13 protein-coding genes are annotated in these 16,706 nt (G+C 70.2%); 8 read left to right on the plus strand and 5 right to left on the minus strand.

What is annotated here, in order from left to right:
* Positions 1-2: 2 nt before the first annotated feature.
* Positions 3-977, minus strand: a complete 975-nt coding sequence (locus AB0P18_RS03045; RefSeq protein WP_363358877.1) for a pirin-like C-terminal cupin domain-containing protein — start codon at positions 975-977, stop codon at positions 3-5.
* On the minus strand, positions 974-1,306 hold the full coding sequence (locus tag AB0P18_RS03050) for a GNAT family N-acetyltransferase (protein WP_363358878.1): 333 nt from the start codon (positions 1,304-1,306) through the stop codon (positions 974-976). Before AB0P18_RS03050 ends, AB0P18_RS03045 begins: the two co-directional genes overlap by 4 nt.
* 226 nt (positions 1,307-1,532) lie before the next feature.
* Here AB0P18_RS03050 and AB0P18_RS03055 point away from each other — a divergent pair, with 226 nt between their 5' ends.
* The 3 genes from AB0P18_RS03055 (at position 1,533) to recQ (ending at position 7,402) form a co-directional block, all read left to right on the plus strand.
* Complete coding sequence (locus tag AB0P18_RS03055; RefSeq protein WP_363358879.1) at positions 1,533-4,139, plus strand: DUF3516 domain-containing protein; 2,607 nt, start codon at positions 1,533-1,535, stop codon at positions 4,137-4,139.
* Positions 4,140-4,319: 180 nt separating this feature from the next.
* Complete coding sequence (locus AB0P18_RS03060) at positions 4,320-5,372, plus strand: carbohydrate kinase (RefSeq protein WP_363358880.1); 1,053 nt, start codon at positions 4,320-4,322, stop codon at positions 5,370-5,372.
* A 116-nt stretch (positions 5,373-5,488) separates the two neighbouring features.
* Positions 5,489-7,402: a DNA helicase RecQ gene (gene recQ, locus AB0P18_RS03065; protein WP_363359104.1), complete on the plus strand. Its 1,914-nt coding sequence runs from the start codon at positions 5,489-5,491 to the stop codon at positions 7,400-7,402.
* A 2-nt stretch (positions 7,403-7,404) separates the two neighbouring features.
* Here the strand turns inward: recQ and AB0P18_RS03070 are convergent, their stop codons facing one another.
* Entirely contained in the window at positions 7,405-8,196 is a 792-nt protein-coding gene (locus AB0P18_RS03070) for a glycoside hydrolase family 16 protein (RefSeq protein ID WP_363358881.1), read from the minus strand.
* Between the two features lie 178 nt (positions 8,197-8,374).
* On the opposite strand from AB0P18_RS03070, the gene AB0P18_RS03075 reads away from it, so the two are divergent.
* The 5 genes from AB0P18_RS03075 to AB0P18_RS03095 all read left to right on the plus strand — a co-directional run bounded on the left by AB0P18_RS03075 (position 8,375) and on the right by AB0P18_RS03095 (position 14,339).
* Positions 8,375-10,486: an acyl-CoA dehydrogenase gene (locus AB0P18_RS03075; protein WP_363358882.1), complete on the plus strand. Its 2,112-nt coding sequence runs from the start codon at positions 8,375-8,377 to the stop codon at positions 10,484-10,486.
* Between the two features lie 114 nt (positions 10,487-10,600).
* The gene (locus tag AB0P18_RS03080; RefSeq protein WP_363358883.1) at positions 10,601-11,221 is read left to right on the plus strand and encodes a DNA-3-methyladenine glycosylase I; all 621 of its coding nucleotides are present in this window, start codon (positions 10,601-10,603) and stop codon (positions 11,219-11,221) included.
* A gap of 24 nt (positions 11,222-11,245) precedes the next feature.
* Positions 11,246-11,470: a hypothetical protein gene (locus AB0P18_RS03085; protein ID WP_344051267.1), complete on the plus strand. Its 225-nt coding sequence runs from the start codon at positions 11,246-11,248 to the stop codon at positions 11,468-11,470.
* The gene (locus AB0P18_RS03090; RefSeq protein WP_344051269.1) at positions 11,467-11,895 is read left to right on the plus strand and encodes a TA system VapC family ribonuclease toxin; all 429 of its coding nucleotides are present in this window, start codon (positions 11,467-11,469) and stop codon (positions 11,893-11,895) included. The genes AB0P18_RS03085 and AB0P18_RS03090 overlap by 4 nt, the downstream gene beginning before the upstream one ends.
* A gap of 80 nt (positions 11,896-11,975) precedes the next feature.
* Positions 11,976-14,339 (plus strand): excinuclease ABC subunit UvrA, encoded by a 2,364-nt coding sequence (locus tag AB0P18_RS03095; protein ID WP_363358884.1) that lies wholly within the window; start codon positions 11,976-11,978, stop codon positions 14,337-14,339.
* A gap of 124 nt (positions 14,340-14,463) precedes the next feature.
* On the opposite strand, the gene AB0P18_RS03100 is transcribed toward AB0P18_RS03095, so the two are convergent.
* Positions 14,464-14,946 carry a recombinase family protein gene (locus tag AB0P18_RS03100; protein ID WP_363358885.1) on the minus strand — a complete coding sequence of 161 codons (483 nt, stop codon included), beginning with the start codon at positions 14,944-14,946 and terminating at the stop codon, positions 14,464-14,466.
* 41 nt (positions 14,947-14,987) lie between these two features.
* Positions 14,988-16,706 (minus strand): sodium:proton antiporter, encoded by a 1,719-nt coding sequence (locus AB0P18_RS03105; protein ID WP_363358886.1) that lies wholly within the window; start codon positions 16,704-16,706, stop codon positions 14,988-14,990.

A 16,706-nucleotide genomic window follows, 5' to 3' on the forward strand; every position in this document is an offset into this window, starting at 1 on the left:
CCTCAGACGCGTCGCGTGCGCCGGGTCAGACGGACCGTCGGCAGGGCGGGCGCGGGGACGCGCTCGTCGCCGTGGTCGACGACGTGGCCGAAGCGATCCGAGCCCGCTTCCCACTCCTCGCGCGCCTGCACGATCTCCTCGTGCGTGCGGCCGACGAAGTTCCACCACATCACGATCTCGTCCTCGAACGGCTCCCCGCCGAGGAGGAAGAGCAGGGCGTCCGCGTCGGAGCCGACCTCGATCTCGGACCTGCCCTCGCCGAGGTAGAGGAGGTGGCGACGGTCCACGGTGAGCCGGGTGTCGGCATCCGTCCCGACCTCGACGTCGCCCTCGACGCCGAGGATCGCGTACTCCCACTCCGGGTTCAGCGGCACGCGCACGCGGGCGCCGGCCGGGATCCGGATCTCGGCGCCGACGATCGGCGTGTGCACGGTCGCCGGTGAGCGCACGCCGGCGAGCTCGCCCAGCACGACCGTGGCGACGGCCCCGTCCGCGAGCGGGAACGACGGCAGCTTCTCGTGCCGCTCGAACGCCGCGGCGCCGTGGCGGCGAGACTCGGGCAGGGCGACCCACAGCTGCAGGGCGTCCAGGGGGACGGCATCCTCCCCCACGGAGTACTCGGAGTGCGAGATCCCCGCGCCACTGGTCATCAGGTTCAGTGCGCCGCGGCTCAGCACGACGTCGCTGCCGATCGAATCGCGGTGGCGGATGTCGCCCTCGAGGGGCCAGGTGACCGTCTGCAGGCCGATGTGCGGATGCGGCTCCACACGCATCCGGGTGTCCTGCGGCCCGAATCGGTCCAGGAAGCACCATGCGCCGACGAGCGGCAGGTCGCGCTGCGGAAGGGCGCGGTGCACCGACATCGCCCGGACCCCGCCGAGGGGGACCTCGCGAGACTCCAGCAGCAGCGCGCGCGGACCGTCGCACGTCGTGCCGGCCTCGTGCAGCTCCGTCGCGTCGGCGTCCAGGCGGGTCATCGCTCGAAGCCGGGTTCGTCGGGCCACGCGATCTGCAGGCCCGCCACCTCGTGACGACCGAGCCACCGCACCACGTACGGGCAGCGCGGCACGATCGTCTCGCCCTTCGCGGCGACATCCGTCAGCGCCGTCCGCACGAGGATCCCGGCCAGGCCCCGACCCTCGAACGCGGGATCGACCTCGGTGTGGGTGAAGACGAGGCGTCCCCGGGCATCGACCTTGTACTCGGCGAACCCGGCGAGCTCGTCGCCCAGGAACAGGTCGTAGCGGTTCTCCGCGTCGTTGCGCGCGACGCGGGGTTCGGCATCGGGGGCGGCCTGCGTGCTCATGTGTTCTCCTCCATTGTGAACTTCACCGTACGGGCGGGGTACGCATTCCGCCAGCGCCGGGGCCGCGTGGCGAGCCTCTGCCGCTGACCGCGTGAAACGGTGGGGAGAAACCGGACGGTTCGGGCCCCGAGGACACCCTGCGTGTCGATATCTCCCCGCCGTTTCACACGCGCCGGGCTTGAGACGGTGCGGGGACGCGGCCGGCTGCCGGTGGCAGACTCGAGGGATGCCGGCATCCCTGCTCGACCGTATCCCGAGCGGCGCCGACCCCGACGCGGTGTACGAGGCGTTCGTCGGGTGGGCGGAGGATCAGGGGCTCCGGCTCTACCCGGCACAGGATGAAGCCGCGATCGAGATCGTCTCCGGGGCGAACGTGATCCTGTCCACCCCCACCGGGACCGGCAAGTCGCTCGTCGCTGTCGCCGCGCACGCGGCATCGCTGGCCCGTGGCGGCCGTTCCTACTACACGGCGCCGATCAAGGCCCTCGTGAGCGAGAAGTTCTTCGCCCTCGTCGAGATCTTCGGCGCGGAGCGCGTGGGGATGGTCACCGGCGACTCGTCGGTCAACGCGGAAGCCCCGATCATCTGCTGCACCGCCGAGATCCTCGCGAACCTCGCGCTGCGGCAGGGGGCGGATGCCGAGGTCGACCAGGTCGTGATGGACGAGTTCCACTACTACGGCGACCCCGACCGCGGCTGGGCCTGGCAGGTGCCGCTGCTGCTCCTGCCGCGCGCGCAGTTCGTGCTCATGTCGGCGACGCTCGGCGATGTGACGGAGATCGCGGCGGATCTCTCCCGCCGCACCGGCCGCGAGACCGCGCGGATCACCGGCGTCGAGCGCCCCGTGCCGCTGCACTTCTCGTATGCGCGCACCCCCGTGCACGAGACGGTGGAGGAGCTGCTCGAGACCGGCCAGGCGCCGGTGTACATCGTGCACTTCTCGCAGGCGGCGGCGATGGAGCGCGCGCAGGCGCTGTCGTCGGTGCGCATCGTCTCGCGGGCGCAGCGCGACGAGATCGCGGAGGCGATCGGCGGCTTCCGCTTCACGACCGCGTTCGGGCGCACGCTTTCGCGCTACGTCCGGGCCGGGATCGGCGTGCACCACGCCGGCATGCTGCCGCGCTATCGACGGCTGGTCGAGACGCTCGCGCAACGCGGCCTGCTGCGCGTGATCTGCGGCACCGACACGCTGGGCGTCGGGATCAACGTGCCGATCCGCACGGTGCTCATCACCGCGCTCACGAAGTACGACGGGCAGCGGATGCGGCAGCTCAGCGCGCGCGAGTTCCATCAGATCGCCGGGCGCGCGGGCCGCGCCGGCTACGACACCGCCGGAACCGTGGTTGTCATGGCCCCCGAGCACGAGATCGAGAACACGACCGCCGTGGCGAAGGCGGGCGATGACCAGAAGAAGCTGAGGAAGGTCGTGCGCAAGAAGGCGCCCCAGGGTTTCGTGAACTGGGGCGAGGCGTCGTTCGAGCGCCTGGTCGCCGCCGAGCCCGAACCCCTCGAGCCGCACCTCCAGCTCACGGCCGCGATGCTGATCAACGTGATCGCCCGCGGGGGAGACGTCTTCGGCAATGTGCGCTCGCTCGTGTTCGACAACCACGAGTCGCGCGCACGCCAGTACGAGCTCGCGCGCCGCGCGCTCGGGATCTTCCGCACTCTGGTCGCCGCGCAGGTGGTCGTCGCCGACACCGCGACCGGCGGCATCCGTCTCACGGTCGAACTGCAGCCCAACTTCGCGCTCAACCAGCCGCTCTCCCCGTTCGCGCTCGCCGCGATCGGGCTGCTGGATCCGGAGGACGAGACGGGGGCCGTGCACAACTCTTCAGATTCGGGCGCTACCGGGGCGGATCCGGGCGAATCGGGCCATGTCGCGCCCGAAGTGAGGAGTTCTGCACACCGCTCCGCCGGGACCGGCCACTACGCCCTCGATGTCGTCAGCGTGATCGAGGCGACGCTGGACGACCCGCGCCCGGTGCTGTCGCAGCAGCAGTTCCTCGCCCGCGGCGAGGCCGTCGCGGCGATGAAGCGCGAGGGCATCGAGTACGACCAGCGCATGGAGCTTCTGGAGGAGGTCACCTACCCCAAGCCGCTCGCGGAGCTGCTGGCCCAGTCCTTCGAGGTGTTCGCCTCGAGCCAGCCGTGGGTGCGGGACTTCGAGCTGTCGCCGAAGTCGGTCGTGCGCGACATGTTCGAGCGCGCGCTGTCGTTCGCGGAGCTGATCCAGGTGTACCAGCTGGCCCGGTCGGAGGGTCTCGTGCTGCGCTATCTGAGCGATGCCTACCGAGCGATCCGCCAGACGGTGCCGACGGAGGCGCAGACCGCGGAGCTGCTGGATCTCATCGCGTGGCTCGGCGAGCTCGTGCGGCAGGTCGACTCGAGCCTCGTCGATGAGTGGGAGTCGCTCGTCAATCCGGTCGCCGACCCCGACGCACCGGTGGTGCCGCCCGCGCCGCCGTCGGTGCTGACGAACCGCCGTGCGTTCGGAGTGCTCGTGCGCAACGAGTTGTTCCGCCGGGTGCGCCTCGCGGCGCTGCAGCGGGACGACGAGCTTGCGGAGCTGGATCCCGACGTCGACTGGTCCGCGGCGCTGGACGCGTACTTCGACGAGCACGACGAGATCCTGACAGGTGGGGCGGCGCGTTCGGCGCAGCTCGTGTCGATCGATGAGACGCATGCTGCGGCATCCGGTGTCTGGACAGTCGAGCAGACGATCGACGACCCCGCCGGCGACCACGATTGGCGGATCCGCGCGGAGGTCGACCTCGCGGCGTCCGAGGAGGCCGGCGCCGCAGTGGTGCGGGTGACCGAGGTGCTCCGGCTCTGAGCTCCCGGCTGTCCCCTCCCGAGATGGCCCCTCTTGCGCCGAGGTGGTCCCCCTCCCGCCGAGGTGGTGTTCTTTCCGCCGAGGTGGTGTGCACCATCTCGGCGGAAGACCCACCATCTCGGCGCAGAACCCACCATCTCGGCGGAGAAGGGAAGGGGCGGGGCGTGGGATGCTGGTGCCGTGAGCGACGGCGCGAACGAGCATTCCTCTCCAACGGCGCGGACGACGGCCGCGAGCGACGCTGTCATCCTGCTCCCGTCGAACCGTCCCGCCGCCCGCTTCTACCGCGGGGGGCGCCGGATCACGGACTTTCGCGGCGAGCCCGCGGCCGACGAGTTCGAACCCGAGGACTGGGTCGGCTCGGTCACGCCCGTCCGCGGCGAGAGCCCTTCGGGCATGACCGTGCTCGCGGACGGAACGCTCCTCGCGGGCGCGATCGCCGCCGATCCGGTGCATTGGCTCGGCCCCGCCCACGTCGCCGCGTTCGGAACCGACCCCATGCTGCTGGTCAAGCTCCTCGATGCGGGCCAGCGCCTCCCGGTGCATGCGCATCCTGACCGCGCCTGGGCCGCGGCGCACCTCGGAGCGGCCCACGGCAAGACCGAAGCCTGGTACGTGCTCTCGGCCGGCGAGGTGCACCTCGGCCTTGCGCGCGACCTCGGCGCGATCGAGCTCGCCGGAATCGTCGACCGGCAGGATGCCGCCGCCCTGCTCGCGGCGATGCATCGCCTCACCGTCGCGCCCGGCGACATCGTCCACGTTCCTGCCGGCGTCCTGCACGCGATCGGCGAAGGCATCCTCCTCGTCGAGCTGCAGGAGCCGGAGGACCTCTCGATCCTGGCGGAGTGGGACGGCTTCGCGATCGACGGAGCAGCCGGCGGACACCTCGGCGTCGGGTTCGCCGAAGCGCTCACTGCGGTCGAGAACACGGCACGCACCCGCGCGGACGTCGAGGCGCTCGTGCACCGCGCGGGAACGGACACACCCCTGCTGCCCGCGGACGCCGACGCGTTCTTCCGCATCGAGCGCCACCTGGTCCGCGGGCCGGTGGAACTCGCGCCGGGGTTCGCGATCCTGGTGGCCCTCGGCGGCGAGGTCGGCATCCGTTCGGGCGAGAGCGGCACGCAGCTGCTCCCGCGGGGCAGCACCGCGCTGCTGCCGCACGCCACCGGATCCGTGACGCTCGACGGCGCCGGTGAACTCCTGGCCTGCCGGCCGCCCGCGCCGCGCTGATCAGCGCTCCACCTCGTGCACAACGGGAGCGCGTGTCGGGTCCGCGGGCTACCCTTGAGCCGGTGAGCATCCCGAACGCCGACCCGTACGCGGATGTCGTGTGGGATGAGCCCGACATGCCGCCCGACGACTGGGCACCACCCGCCGACGACGGGTGGGCGCCCCCTCCGGACGACCAGCGGATGACGGCCGCGACGCGCCCGACCCCCGCCCGATTCGCGACGGCCGCCGACGCGCTGCACACCGTCTTCGGCTACGAGAGCTTCCGCGGCAATCAGGGCGCCGCGATCGAGCAGCTCATCGCCGGCGGCGACGCGATCGTCCTGATGCCGACCGGCGGCGGCAAGAGCCTGATCTACCAGATCCCCGCGCTCGTGCGGCCGGGCACCGGCCTCGTGGTGAGCCCACTGATCGCGCTCATGCACGATCAGGTCGACGCGCTCGTGGCGAACGGCGTCCGCGCGGCGTACCTGAACTCCACACAGGCGCCTGCCGAGCGTGCAGCGGTCGAGCGCGCGTACCTCTCCGGCGAGCTCGATCTGATCTACGTCGCCCCCGAGCGTCTCTCGAACGCCACGACGCGGTCGCTTCTGCAGCGCGGCACGCTGAGCGTGATCGCGATCGACGAGGCCCACTGCGTCTCGCAGTGGGGGCACGACTTCCGTCCCGACTACCTGACCCTCGGCGAACTCGGCGAGCAGTTCCCCGGCGTCCCGCGGGTGGCGCTCACCGCGACCGCGACGGCGGCGACGCACCGTGAGATCACCGAGCGGCTCAGGCTCCCCGACGCCGCGCACTTCGTGGCGAGCTTCGACCGCCCGAACATCCAGTACCGCATCGACCCGAAAGTCGAGCCTCGCAAGCAGCTCTTGAGCTTCATCAGGTCGATGCCCGAGGGCTCTGCCGGCATCGTCTACGCTCTCAGCCGCAAGAGCGTCGAGCAGACCGCGGAGTTCCTCCGCACGCAGGGCGTCGACGCGCTCGCGTACCACGCCGGACTCGACGCCGCGGTGCGTGCGAGGCACCAGGCCCGGTTCCTCCGCGAGGACGGTGTCGTGATGGTGGCCACGATCGCCTTCGGCATGGGCATCGACAAGCCCGATGTGCGCTTCGTCGCGCACATCGATCTGCCGAAGTCCGTCGAGGGCTACTATCAGGAGACCGGACGCGCCGGCCGCGACGGCGAACCATCGGTCGCCTGGATGGCCTACGGCCTCGGCGATGTCGTCCAGCAGCGTCGCATGATCGACCAGAGCCCCGGCGACCGCTCGTACAAGACGCGCCTCGGCCAGCACCTCGACGCGATGCTCGCGCTGTGCGAGACGGTCGGATGCCGCCGTCAGAATCTCCTCGGCTATTTCGGGGAGTCCTCCGACCCGTGCGGCAACTGCGACACGTGCCTCACCGCCCCGGACACCTGGGATGGACTCGTCCCCGCCCAGAAGCTCCTCTCGACGATCGTGCGGCTGCAGCGGGAGCGCGGCCAGGCGTTCGGCGCCGGGCACCTGATCGACATCCTGCGCGGCGCATCGACCGACCGCATCCGGCAGCAGGGACACGATTCCCTGTCCACGTACGGTCTGGGTGCCGATCTCAGCGACCAGGACTGGCGCAGCGTCATCCGCCAGCTCCTCGCCCGCGGCATCCTCGTCTCGCAAGGGGAGTACGGCACCCTCGCTCTCGGTGAGCCGGCGGGCGGCGTGCTGCGGGGAGAGTCCGCGGTGCCCCTGCGCAGAGACGTGCTCGGTCGTGGCGGCGCCGGGTCGTCGCGTGTGCGCAGGGCGGCGGCATCCGATCAGCTCGACCAGGGCGACCGGCCGGTGTTCGAGGCGTTGCGGGAGTGGCGCGCGCGTATGGCGAAAGAGCAGGGGGTGCCGGCCTACATCGTCTTCGGCGACGCCACGCTGCGTGCACTGGCCGAACACCGCCCCGCAACCCTCGCGGATCTCGACGGGATCACGGGGATCGGCGCGAAGAAGCGCGAGGCCTACGGCGACGCCGTGCTCGAGGTGATCGCCGGCGCGCCCTGACCTCAGGCCGGGGCGAACGTGCGCACGTGCGCGATGTCGAAGCGGTGCGGCAGGGCAGCGGCATCCCGCACGCCTGTGGCGCTCGGGAACTCGTACACGTTCAGCATGAACTGCACGGGATAGTCGGTGCGCTGCCGCGAGGTCTTGACCCAGCGGCCGTCGACGAAGAAGTGGATCGCGTCGCGCTGCCAGTCCACGGCGTAGTCATGGAACTCGGTGAGATCCCCGTCGACGCGAACCTTCTCGAAGTCGAGTTTCAGGCGCGAATCGTTCTGCGGCTTCACGCCGACGCCGACCCACCCGCCCGAGTCGTCGAGATCCGAGCCGAAGATCTCGGCGACGCAGATCTCGCCGCAGTCCTCCGGGCGCTCTTCGAAGCCGATCGGCCAGAACGCGACCATCGCATCGGGATGCCGGATCGCCCGCATCCGCACCTCGATCACGCCGAAGTGCGGCAGCCAGAGCCGCCGCTCGGGCTGTTCTTCGCGCACCACGAGACCGTCGCGGTAGCGGTGCTGCCCGCGCGTACTGCCGACCGGGCCCGACAGCTGCCCGGTCTGCAGGGTCGAGGTGCGGGTCATTCCGTCATACTCGGGCGACCACGGCGCGGTGTCCTCGTCGATGCGCAGGGTGATGCCCTCCGGACCGAGCTCGTAGCGGGCTGCGGATGCCGCACGGGACGCCCAGTGCGGTGTGTAGTACGGCCACCACCGCGACTCGTCAAGTCGCCCGGCGCGGAAGTGCTCCGCGTGATCGGGCGTCCGCGCGGCGAGGTCGAGGGAGGGCTGCTCCATCGCTCCAGTGTGGCCCGGACCGCCGACACCGGCCGTGCGAGCGGGCTGCTGTCGGGAGGCCACAAGCATCCCGGTCTGACGAGCCGGAACTCCTTGTCGGGATCGTCAACCGACTTGGGGACCTGTTGTGGGAGTCCTACCGTTGAAGGCACTCCTCCTCCCACCGAAAGGTGCCGCAATGACCGACGCCGCCGTCCGTTCCCGCAAGCCGTCCACAAGCCAGCGCACCCCCGCCGGCGGTGCCCCGACCGCCCCGCACTCCGCCGCCGAAGCCGCCGAGCCGCGCATCGACGTCGACCGCGTCACCGATCTGCTCCTGGGCACGTGGGCCGACACCCGCCGTGAGGCGCGCGAGATGATCAAGGACCCCGCGTTCTGGCGGGTCGACGGGCTCGGGATGGACGAGCACCGCGAGCGCGTCCTCGGTCAGCTGCACCTGCTCGTCGAGCAGGGCGGCGTGCACCGGGCGTTTCCGAAGCGCTTCGGCGGGGAGGAGAACAACGGAGCGAACATCGCCGGCTTCGAAGAGCTCGTCGCGGCCGACCCGAGCCTGCAGATCAAGTCCGGTGTCCAGTGGGGCCTCTTCGGCTCCGCTGTCCTCCAGCTGGGAACGACGGAGCACCACGACAAGTGGCTTCCCGGCATCATGAGCCTGGAGATCCCCGGCGCGTTCGCGATGACCGAGACCGGCCACGGTTCCGACGTCGCGGCGATCGGCACCACGGCGACGTACGACCCCGAGACTGAGGAGTTCGTGATCCACACGCCCTTCCGCGCAGCGTGGAAGGACTACCTCGGCAACGCGGCGCTGCACGGCATCGCCGCGACGGTGTTCGCGCAGCTCATCACGAACGGCGTGAACCACGGCGTGCACTGCTTCTACGTGCCGCTGCGCGACGAGAACGGTGCCTTCCTGCCCGGCGTCGGCGGTGAGGACGACGGTCTCAAGGGCGGCCTGAACGGCATCGACAACGGTCGGCTGCACTTCGATCACGTCCGGGTCCCGCGCACGAACCTGCTGAACAAGTACGGCGACGTCGCCCCCGACGGCACGTACTCGAGTGAGATCTCCAGCCCGGGGCGCCGCTTCTTCACGATGCTCGGCACGCTCGTGCAGGGTCGCGTCTCCCTCGACGGCTCGGCCGCCTGGGCCTCGGCGCTCGGCCTGGACATCGCGGTCACGTACGCGAACCAGCGTCGCCAGTTCGACTCGGGCAGCGGCACCGACGAGGTCGTGCTGCTGGATTACGGCAAGCACCAGCGCCGACTGCTGTCGCGGCTCGCGACGACGTATGCGACGATCTTCGCCCACGACGAGTTCCTGCAGAAGTTCGATGCGGTCTTCAGCGGCAAGGCCGACTCGGATGCCGACCGCGAAGACCTCGAGACGCTCGCCGCCGCCCTCAAGCCGCTGTCGACCTGGCACGCGCTGGACACGCTGCAGGAGGCACGCGAAGCGTGCGGCGGCAACGGCTTCCTCTTCGAGAACCGCCTGGTGGGCCTGCGCGCCGACCTGGACATCTACGTCACGTTCGAGGGCGACAACAACATCCTGCTCCAGCTCGTCGGCAAGCGTCTGCTCGGCGACTTCGGCCGGCAGTTCAAGGGCAAGGACGCCAAGGCGCTCGCCGCGTACGCCGTCGGGCAGACCGCCGGCAAGCTCTTCCACGGCGCGGGACTCCGTCAGCTCGGGCAGACGGTCACGGACTTCGGCTCGACGGCGCGGGCGGTCGAGCGGGGGCTTCGCGGCGACCAGCAGCACGAGCTGCTGGCCGGACGCGTGCAGCAGATGGTCGCCGACATCGCGGGCCGTCTGCGGCCGGCATCCGGTCTCTCGCCCGCGGATGCGGCCGCCCTGTTCAACGCGAACCAGGCGGAGCTGATCGAGGCGGCCCGTGCGCACGCCGAGCTGCTGCAGTGGGAGGCCTTCACGGATGCCGTCACCGGCATCCAGGACGAGGGCACGTCGCGGGTCCTGACGTGGCTGCGCGACCTCTTCGGACTCGGCCTCATCGAGAAGCACCTGGCCTGGTATCTGATCAACGGCCGGCTCTCCACCCAGCGCGCCGCGGCGGTGTCGTCCTACATCGACCGGCTCTGCCTGCGCCTGCGTCCGCACGCGCAGGACCTGGTCGACGCGTTCGGGTACGCCCCCGAGCACGTGCGTGCGCCCATCGCGTCGGGTGCGGAGCAGGAGCGTCAGGACGAGGCCCGCGCCTACTACCGCGCGCTCGCCGAGTCGGGTCAGGCTCCGATCTCGGAGAAGGCGGCCAAGCGCGTCGCGTCCTGACCCGCTCCGCGTCCCCCGACGCTGAGACGACAACTGCACGTCGAGACGGTGGGTGAACCCCACGCTCTCGACGCGCAGTCGTCGTTTCACGGACGCGGCGAGCGGATGCCGAGCATGCGTGTCCGTGGAGCGTCCTACGCTGAGCGGGTGAGTGCAGATGTGCGCGTGGGTGCCGATGGACGACCGCGATGCGGGTGGGTCGGTGAAGATGCGGAGTACATCCGCTACCACGACGAGGAGTGGGGCGTCCCCCTGCACGGCGACCGCGCGCTGTTCGAGAAGATGAGCCTCGAGGGGTTCCAGGCGGGCCTCAGCTGGATCACGATCCTGCGCAAGCGGCCCCGCTTCCGCGAGGTCTTCGAGGGCTTCGAGCCGGAGGCGGTCGCGGCGTTCGGTGAGGACGATGTCGAACGGCTGATGACGGATGCCGGCATCATCCGCAACCGCGCCAAGATCCACGCCACGATCTCCAACGCTCGGTTGCTGCTCGGAATGGCGCCCGGTGACCTCGACGCGTTGCTGTGGTCGTTCGCGCCGGACCCGGGGCGGCAGCGACCGGACTCGTTCGCCGAGGTCCCGGCGGTCACCGCCGAGTCGCAGGCGATGAGCACGGCGTTGCGGAAGCGCGGCTTCCGGTTCGTCGGGCCGACGACGATGTACGCGCTCATGCAATCGACCGGAATGGTCGACGACCACGTGTCCGGGTGTTGGCGGACCGCGATGTTGACTCCGTGATGCGTGATGCGTGATGCTTGATGCGTGCGCACGACCCTCTCCATCGACGACGACGTCCTCGCCGCGGCCAAGCAGTTCGCCGACTCGCGGGGCATCACGCTGGGCGAGGCGATCTCGCAGCTCGCGCGGGCGACGCTGACCGAACGCCGCCGCTTCGACACGCGGAACGGCATCGTCCTGCTGCCGGCGGGGTCGGGCACCGCGGCGACGCTCGATGATGTGAACGCGCTCCGCGACGACGCGTCATGACCCGCCACCTCCTCGACGTCAACGTCGTCATCGCCCTGATCGACCCCCTGCACGTGCATCACGATCGCGCGCACCGATGGTTCACGGCGCGCGAGAGCGCCCCATGGCACACCAGTCCGACCGTCCAGAACGGCGTCGTGCGCGTCGTGAGCAACCCGAAATACCCGAACAGTCAGCCCGCGCCGGTGGTCCTTGCGAGTCTGGCTAGTCTCGCGGCGCGGGACGATCACGCCTTCCTTCCCGACTCGGTGAGTCTTCTCGACGGCTCCGTGCACACCGAGCGACTGCTGGCCAGCTCGCAGGTCACCGACACGTACCTGCTGCACCTCGCGTCATCGAACGACGCGATGCTCGCGACCTTCGACACGCGCATCGTGACCTCGGCCGTGCCGAGCGGTGCACAGGTGGTCGCGCTGATCCCCTGATCAGGGGAGGATCGCCACGAGCGATGTGTCGGCGGCCTCCGCCACAATGGAGCGTCGCCGCGGAGAGGACACGCAGACCCATGACGCAGAGCACCCACATCGCCGATTCGCACGAGAAGATCCGGGTGGTCGGCGCGCGCGAGAACAACCTCAAGAACGTCGACGTCGAGATACCGAAGCGCCGCCTCACGGTCTTCACCGGGGTGAGCGGCTCGGGCAAGTCCTCGCTCGTGTTCGGGACGATCGCGAACGAGTCGCAGCGTCTGATCAACGAGACCTATCCGACGTTCGTCCAGCAGTTCATGGGTCAGCTCAGCCGCCCCGAGGTCGACGCGCTGGAGAACGTGAGTCCCGCGATCATCGTCGATCAGGAGCGCATGGGGTCCAACGCCCGCTCCACGGTCGGCACGGCAACCGACGCGCACGCGATGCTGCGGATCCTGTTCAGCCGGCTCGGGCAGCCGCACGTCGGGTCACCTCAGGCGTTCTCCTTCAACATCCCCTCCGTCTCCGGTGCGGGCGCCGTGACGTTCGAGAAGGGCGGGAAGCAGGTCAAGGAGCGACGCTCGTTCGAGATCACCGGCGGCATGTGCCCGCGGTGCGAAGGGCTCGGCGAGGCGAGCGACGTCGACCTGGACGAGCTGTTCGACCGCAGCAAGTCGCTCGCCGAGGGGGCGATCACGATCCCCGGCTACAGCGTGGACGGCTGGATGGTGCGCGGGTTCACCGAGTCGGGCTTCGTCGATCCGAACAAGCCGATCAAGGACTACTCCGCGCAGGAGCTCGCGGACTTCCTCTACAAGGAGCCGACGAAGGTCAAGATCCAGAACATCAACATGACGTACGAGGGGCTCATCCCCAAGATCACCAAGTCGATGCTCCAGAAGGACCGGGATGCGCTGCAACCGCACATCCGCGCGTTCGTCGAGCGCGCGGTGAAGTTCACCGCCTGCCCCGAGTGCGAGGGCACGCGGCTGAACGAGGGTGCGCGCTCGTCGAAGATCCGCGGGAAGAGCATCGCGGATGCCGCGGCCATGCAGATCACCGACCTGGCGGCGTGGCTGACCACGATCGACGACCCCGAGGTCGCCCCGCTCATGCAGGGGCTGCGCGCGACGATCGACTCGTTCGTCGACATCGGACTCGGCTACCTCTCGCTCGACCGCTCCTCCGGCACGCTCTCCGGCGGGGAGTCCCAGCGGACGAAGATGATCCGCCACCTGGGTTCGGCCCTCACCGACATCAGCTACGTGTTCGACGAGCCGACCGCGGGACTCCACCCGCATGACATCCAGCGCATGAACGCGCTGCTCAAGCTCCTCCGCGACAAGGGCAACACGGTGCTCGTCGTCGAGCACAAGCCCGAGGTCATCGAGATCGCCGACCACGTCGTCGACCTCGGCCCGGGCGCCGGGCGAGCGGGAGGCGAGATCCGCTACCAGGGAGATGTCGCCGGCCTCCGCGCGTCGGACACCCTCACCGGGCGCCACCTCGATCACCGGGCGAGGCTGAAGGAGTCGACCCGCACCGCGACCGGAGCGCTGGAGATCCGCGGGGCGACCCAGCACAACCTGAAGAACGTCGATGTGGACATCCCCCTCGGCATCCTCACGGTCGTCAGCGGCGTCGCCGGTTCCGGCAAGTCCTCGCTCATCCACGGGAACGTGCCACGCTTCGACGATGTCGTGGTCGTCGATCAGGCGCCGATCAAGGGGTCCCGCCGCAGCAGTCCGGCGACCTACACCGGGATCCTCGACGCGATCCGTGCAGCGTTCGCGAAGGCGAACGGCGTGAAGCCGGCCCTGTTCAGCGCGAACTCCGAGGGCGCGTGCCCCGCGTGCCGTGGGCTCGGGGTGATCATCACGACGCTCGGCTTCACGCAGACCGTGGAGACCCTGTGCGAACTGTGCGGCGGATCCGGGTTCAGCGACGAAGTGCTCGAATACACGCTCGACGGGCGCAACATCGCCGAGGTGCTCGCGATGTCCGCGGCAGAGGCAGAGGAGTTCTTCGGCGGATCCAAGGCGGTCGCGGCGGCGGCCCGCACGACGCTCGCGCGCATGAGCGACGTCGGACTCGGCTACATCACGCTCGGTCAGGCCCTCAACACGCTGTCCGGCGGCGAGCGACAGCGGCTCAAGCTCGCGATCTCGATGGCGAAGAAGGGCGCGATCTACGTTCTCGACGAGCCGACGACCGGTCTGCACCTCGCCGACGTCGACAACATGCTCGCGATGCTCGATCGACTCGTGGATGCCGGCGACTCGGTCATCGTGATCGAGCACCATCAGGCGGTGATGGCGCACGCCGACTGGATCATCGACATCGGACCCGGTGCGGGCCACGACGGCGGCACGATCGTGTTCGAGGGCACACCGGCCGACCTGGTCGGGGCCGCCGACACCCTGACGGCCCGCCACCTGAAGGCCTACGTCGGCGCCTGAGCGTCAGCGGAGCGGGGTCGTTCGTCCGCGAGGCTGGCATCGGGTCTGGCGGGGGCGCCGGCCGAAGGCCGCCGCCGGGGCATGCCTCGCGGACGAACGACCCCGCGGAGTCCCGAAGCGCCGCTCAGCGCCCGGCGTCGAAGAGGTGCCGGCCGCCGTGGCTCAGCACCTTCACCATGACTCCGCGCCGCCGCAGCTCGGCGACGGTCCGGGTCTCTTCGTCGATGTCACGGCCGAGGGCGTGCACGGTCGCGACGACGAGCACATCGCCGGTCTTGAGGGTGCCGAACAGGCGGACGAGTCGTTGCTCCCACGACTCGAGCCTCTCCGGGGCCGGATGCCGGAACCCCTCGATCGGCACTCCGAAACGCGTGAGCTCTTCGCGCTGCTCGGTCACGCTCGGCATGTCCTCGCGGGAGATCACCAGACCCACGAGGCGTGATCCCGCCGGTCGGGCGAGCCACCAGTCACGATCGCGCTGCAGCTCGGTGAAGCACTGCGGGCACTCGGCCGCCTCGTGCGGCAGGTGCAGCGGGCTGGTCCGGCTGTGCGGGTCGGCGTCGAGCGCGGCGGAGCGCTGCCGGGCGGCATCCGCTCTCTCGCTCATGGTCTCCATTCTCACCCGGATGCCGCCCGCCGCGTGACCGCTCAGAAATCGTCGTCGAGCCTCAGCTCGAGACTGAGCTGATCGGCGTCCAGCTCCGCGAGGGCGTGACGCAGCGCCGCGGTGCTGAATGTCCCGTCACGGGAGAGGTCGTTCAATCGCACCCGCATCGCGCCGATCATCGCGAGACGCAGCTCGAGCATGTCGTGGGCGAGCGAGGTCACATCGTCGTCGGGGGGCTGAGTGAGACGCGAGCCGACGCGCTCCACGAGTGCCGGGTCGAAGGCCCGACCGTCGCGCTTCGTGAGGTCACCCGTCGTGAGGTGCGCGGCGGCCGCCACGCGCATCTCCTCGTCGATGCGCCGTTGCTCTTCCGCCGTCGGTCCGGCCGAGGCCGAGTCCTCGATGCGAAGGGCGCGGACGAGCCACGGGAGGGTGAACCCCTGCAGCAGGAGGCTGCCGACCGCCACCAGGAACGCGACGAAGACCAAGAGGGCCTGCTCGGGGCCGGCAGGCAGGGTCTGAGCGGCGGCGAGGGTGACCACGCCGCGCATCCCGGCCCAGACGATGACCGTACCGTGCTTCCAGCCGAGCGGGGAGGCCTGGTAGTAGTCCAGATCGGTGAGTGTCCGCGAAATACGACGGCGCATGCGGCTGAGCCAGCGATCGCGGCGTTCATCCGGCCCACCACTGGACGTGTCGCGCGACCGCTGGACGGCCCCGTCGATCCGCCGGGCGAAGGCCTCGACCCGTGCGCGGGTCATCCGCTTGGCCCGGCGCGCCTGGGTCCACAGCAGCACGCTGACGTACGCCGCGCGGACCGCGATGAGCACCAGAAGTGCACATCCGGCGAGCCACGCGCCGTGCCACAGACCCTGGTGGTCCTCGATGTTGAGCCGCACGATCTCCTTGAGCTGCAGCCCCATGATCAGGAAGACCGCGCCCTCGAGCACGAGCTCCACCGTGCGCCAGTTCAGCTCGTCCGACAGGCGCTGCTCCGGCGTGAACCATCTCGCCGCGCCCTGGCCGGTGACGATGCCGGCGACCACCGCGGCGACCAGGCCGGAACCGCCGAGCTGCTCGGTCGGAAGGTAGGCGACGAAGGGGACGACGAAGCTCAGCGCGGTATTGGCGGCCGAGTGGGCGAGCCATGCGCGCACGCGGAGCGCCAGCAGACCGACAAGGCCGCCCACGACGATCGCGACGACCACTCCCCATCCGAAATCGATCACGGCTCCGCCGATCGGGACGCTGCCGATCGCGATCGCCGCGACGGCGGTGCGCAGCAGCACGAGCGAGGTCGCGTCGTTGAGCAGGCTCTCGCCTTCGAGCATCGTCACGACCCGTGGGGAGATGCCCACTCGTTTCGCGATCGATGTCGCGACGGCATCCGTCGGACTCAGCAGCGCCCCCATGCCGATCGCCAGGTACGGGTCGATCCCGGGGATCACCAGACCGAACAGGACGGCGAGAGCGGCCGTGCTGACCAGGACGAGGAGGATGGAGAGTCCGGCGATCGGGCGGAAGTCACGCCGGAACTCGATCGCGGGCAGCTGCACGGCCGATGAGTACAGCAGTGGAGGCAGGACACCGACGAGGATGATCTCGGGGTCGATCTCCCACGCGGGGACGAACGGCAGAAGGCTCACGCCGATGCCGATCGCCACCAGCGCGAGGGGCCCGGCGATCCCCACACGCGGGGCGAGCGCCGTGGCGAGGGAGACCACCACGACGCCGACGACTGCGACGAGAAGCAGTTCCAT

The sequence above is a fragment of the Microbacterium sp. NPDC064584 genome, from assembly GCF_040687315.1.
Lineage (GTDB): Bacteria > Actinomycetota > Actinomycetes > Actinomycetales > Microbacteriaceae > Microbacterium > Microbacterium lacus.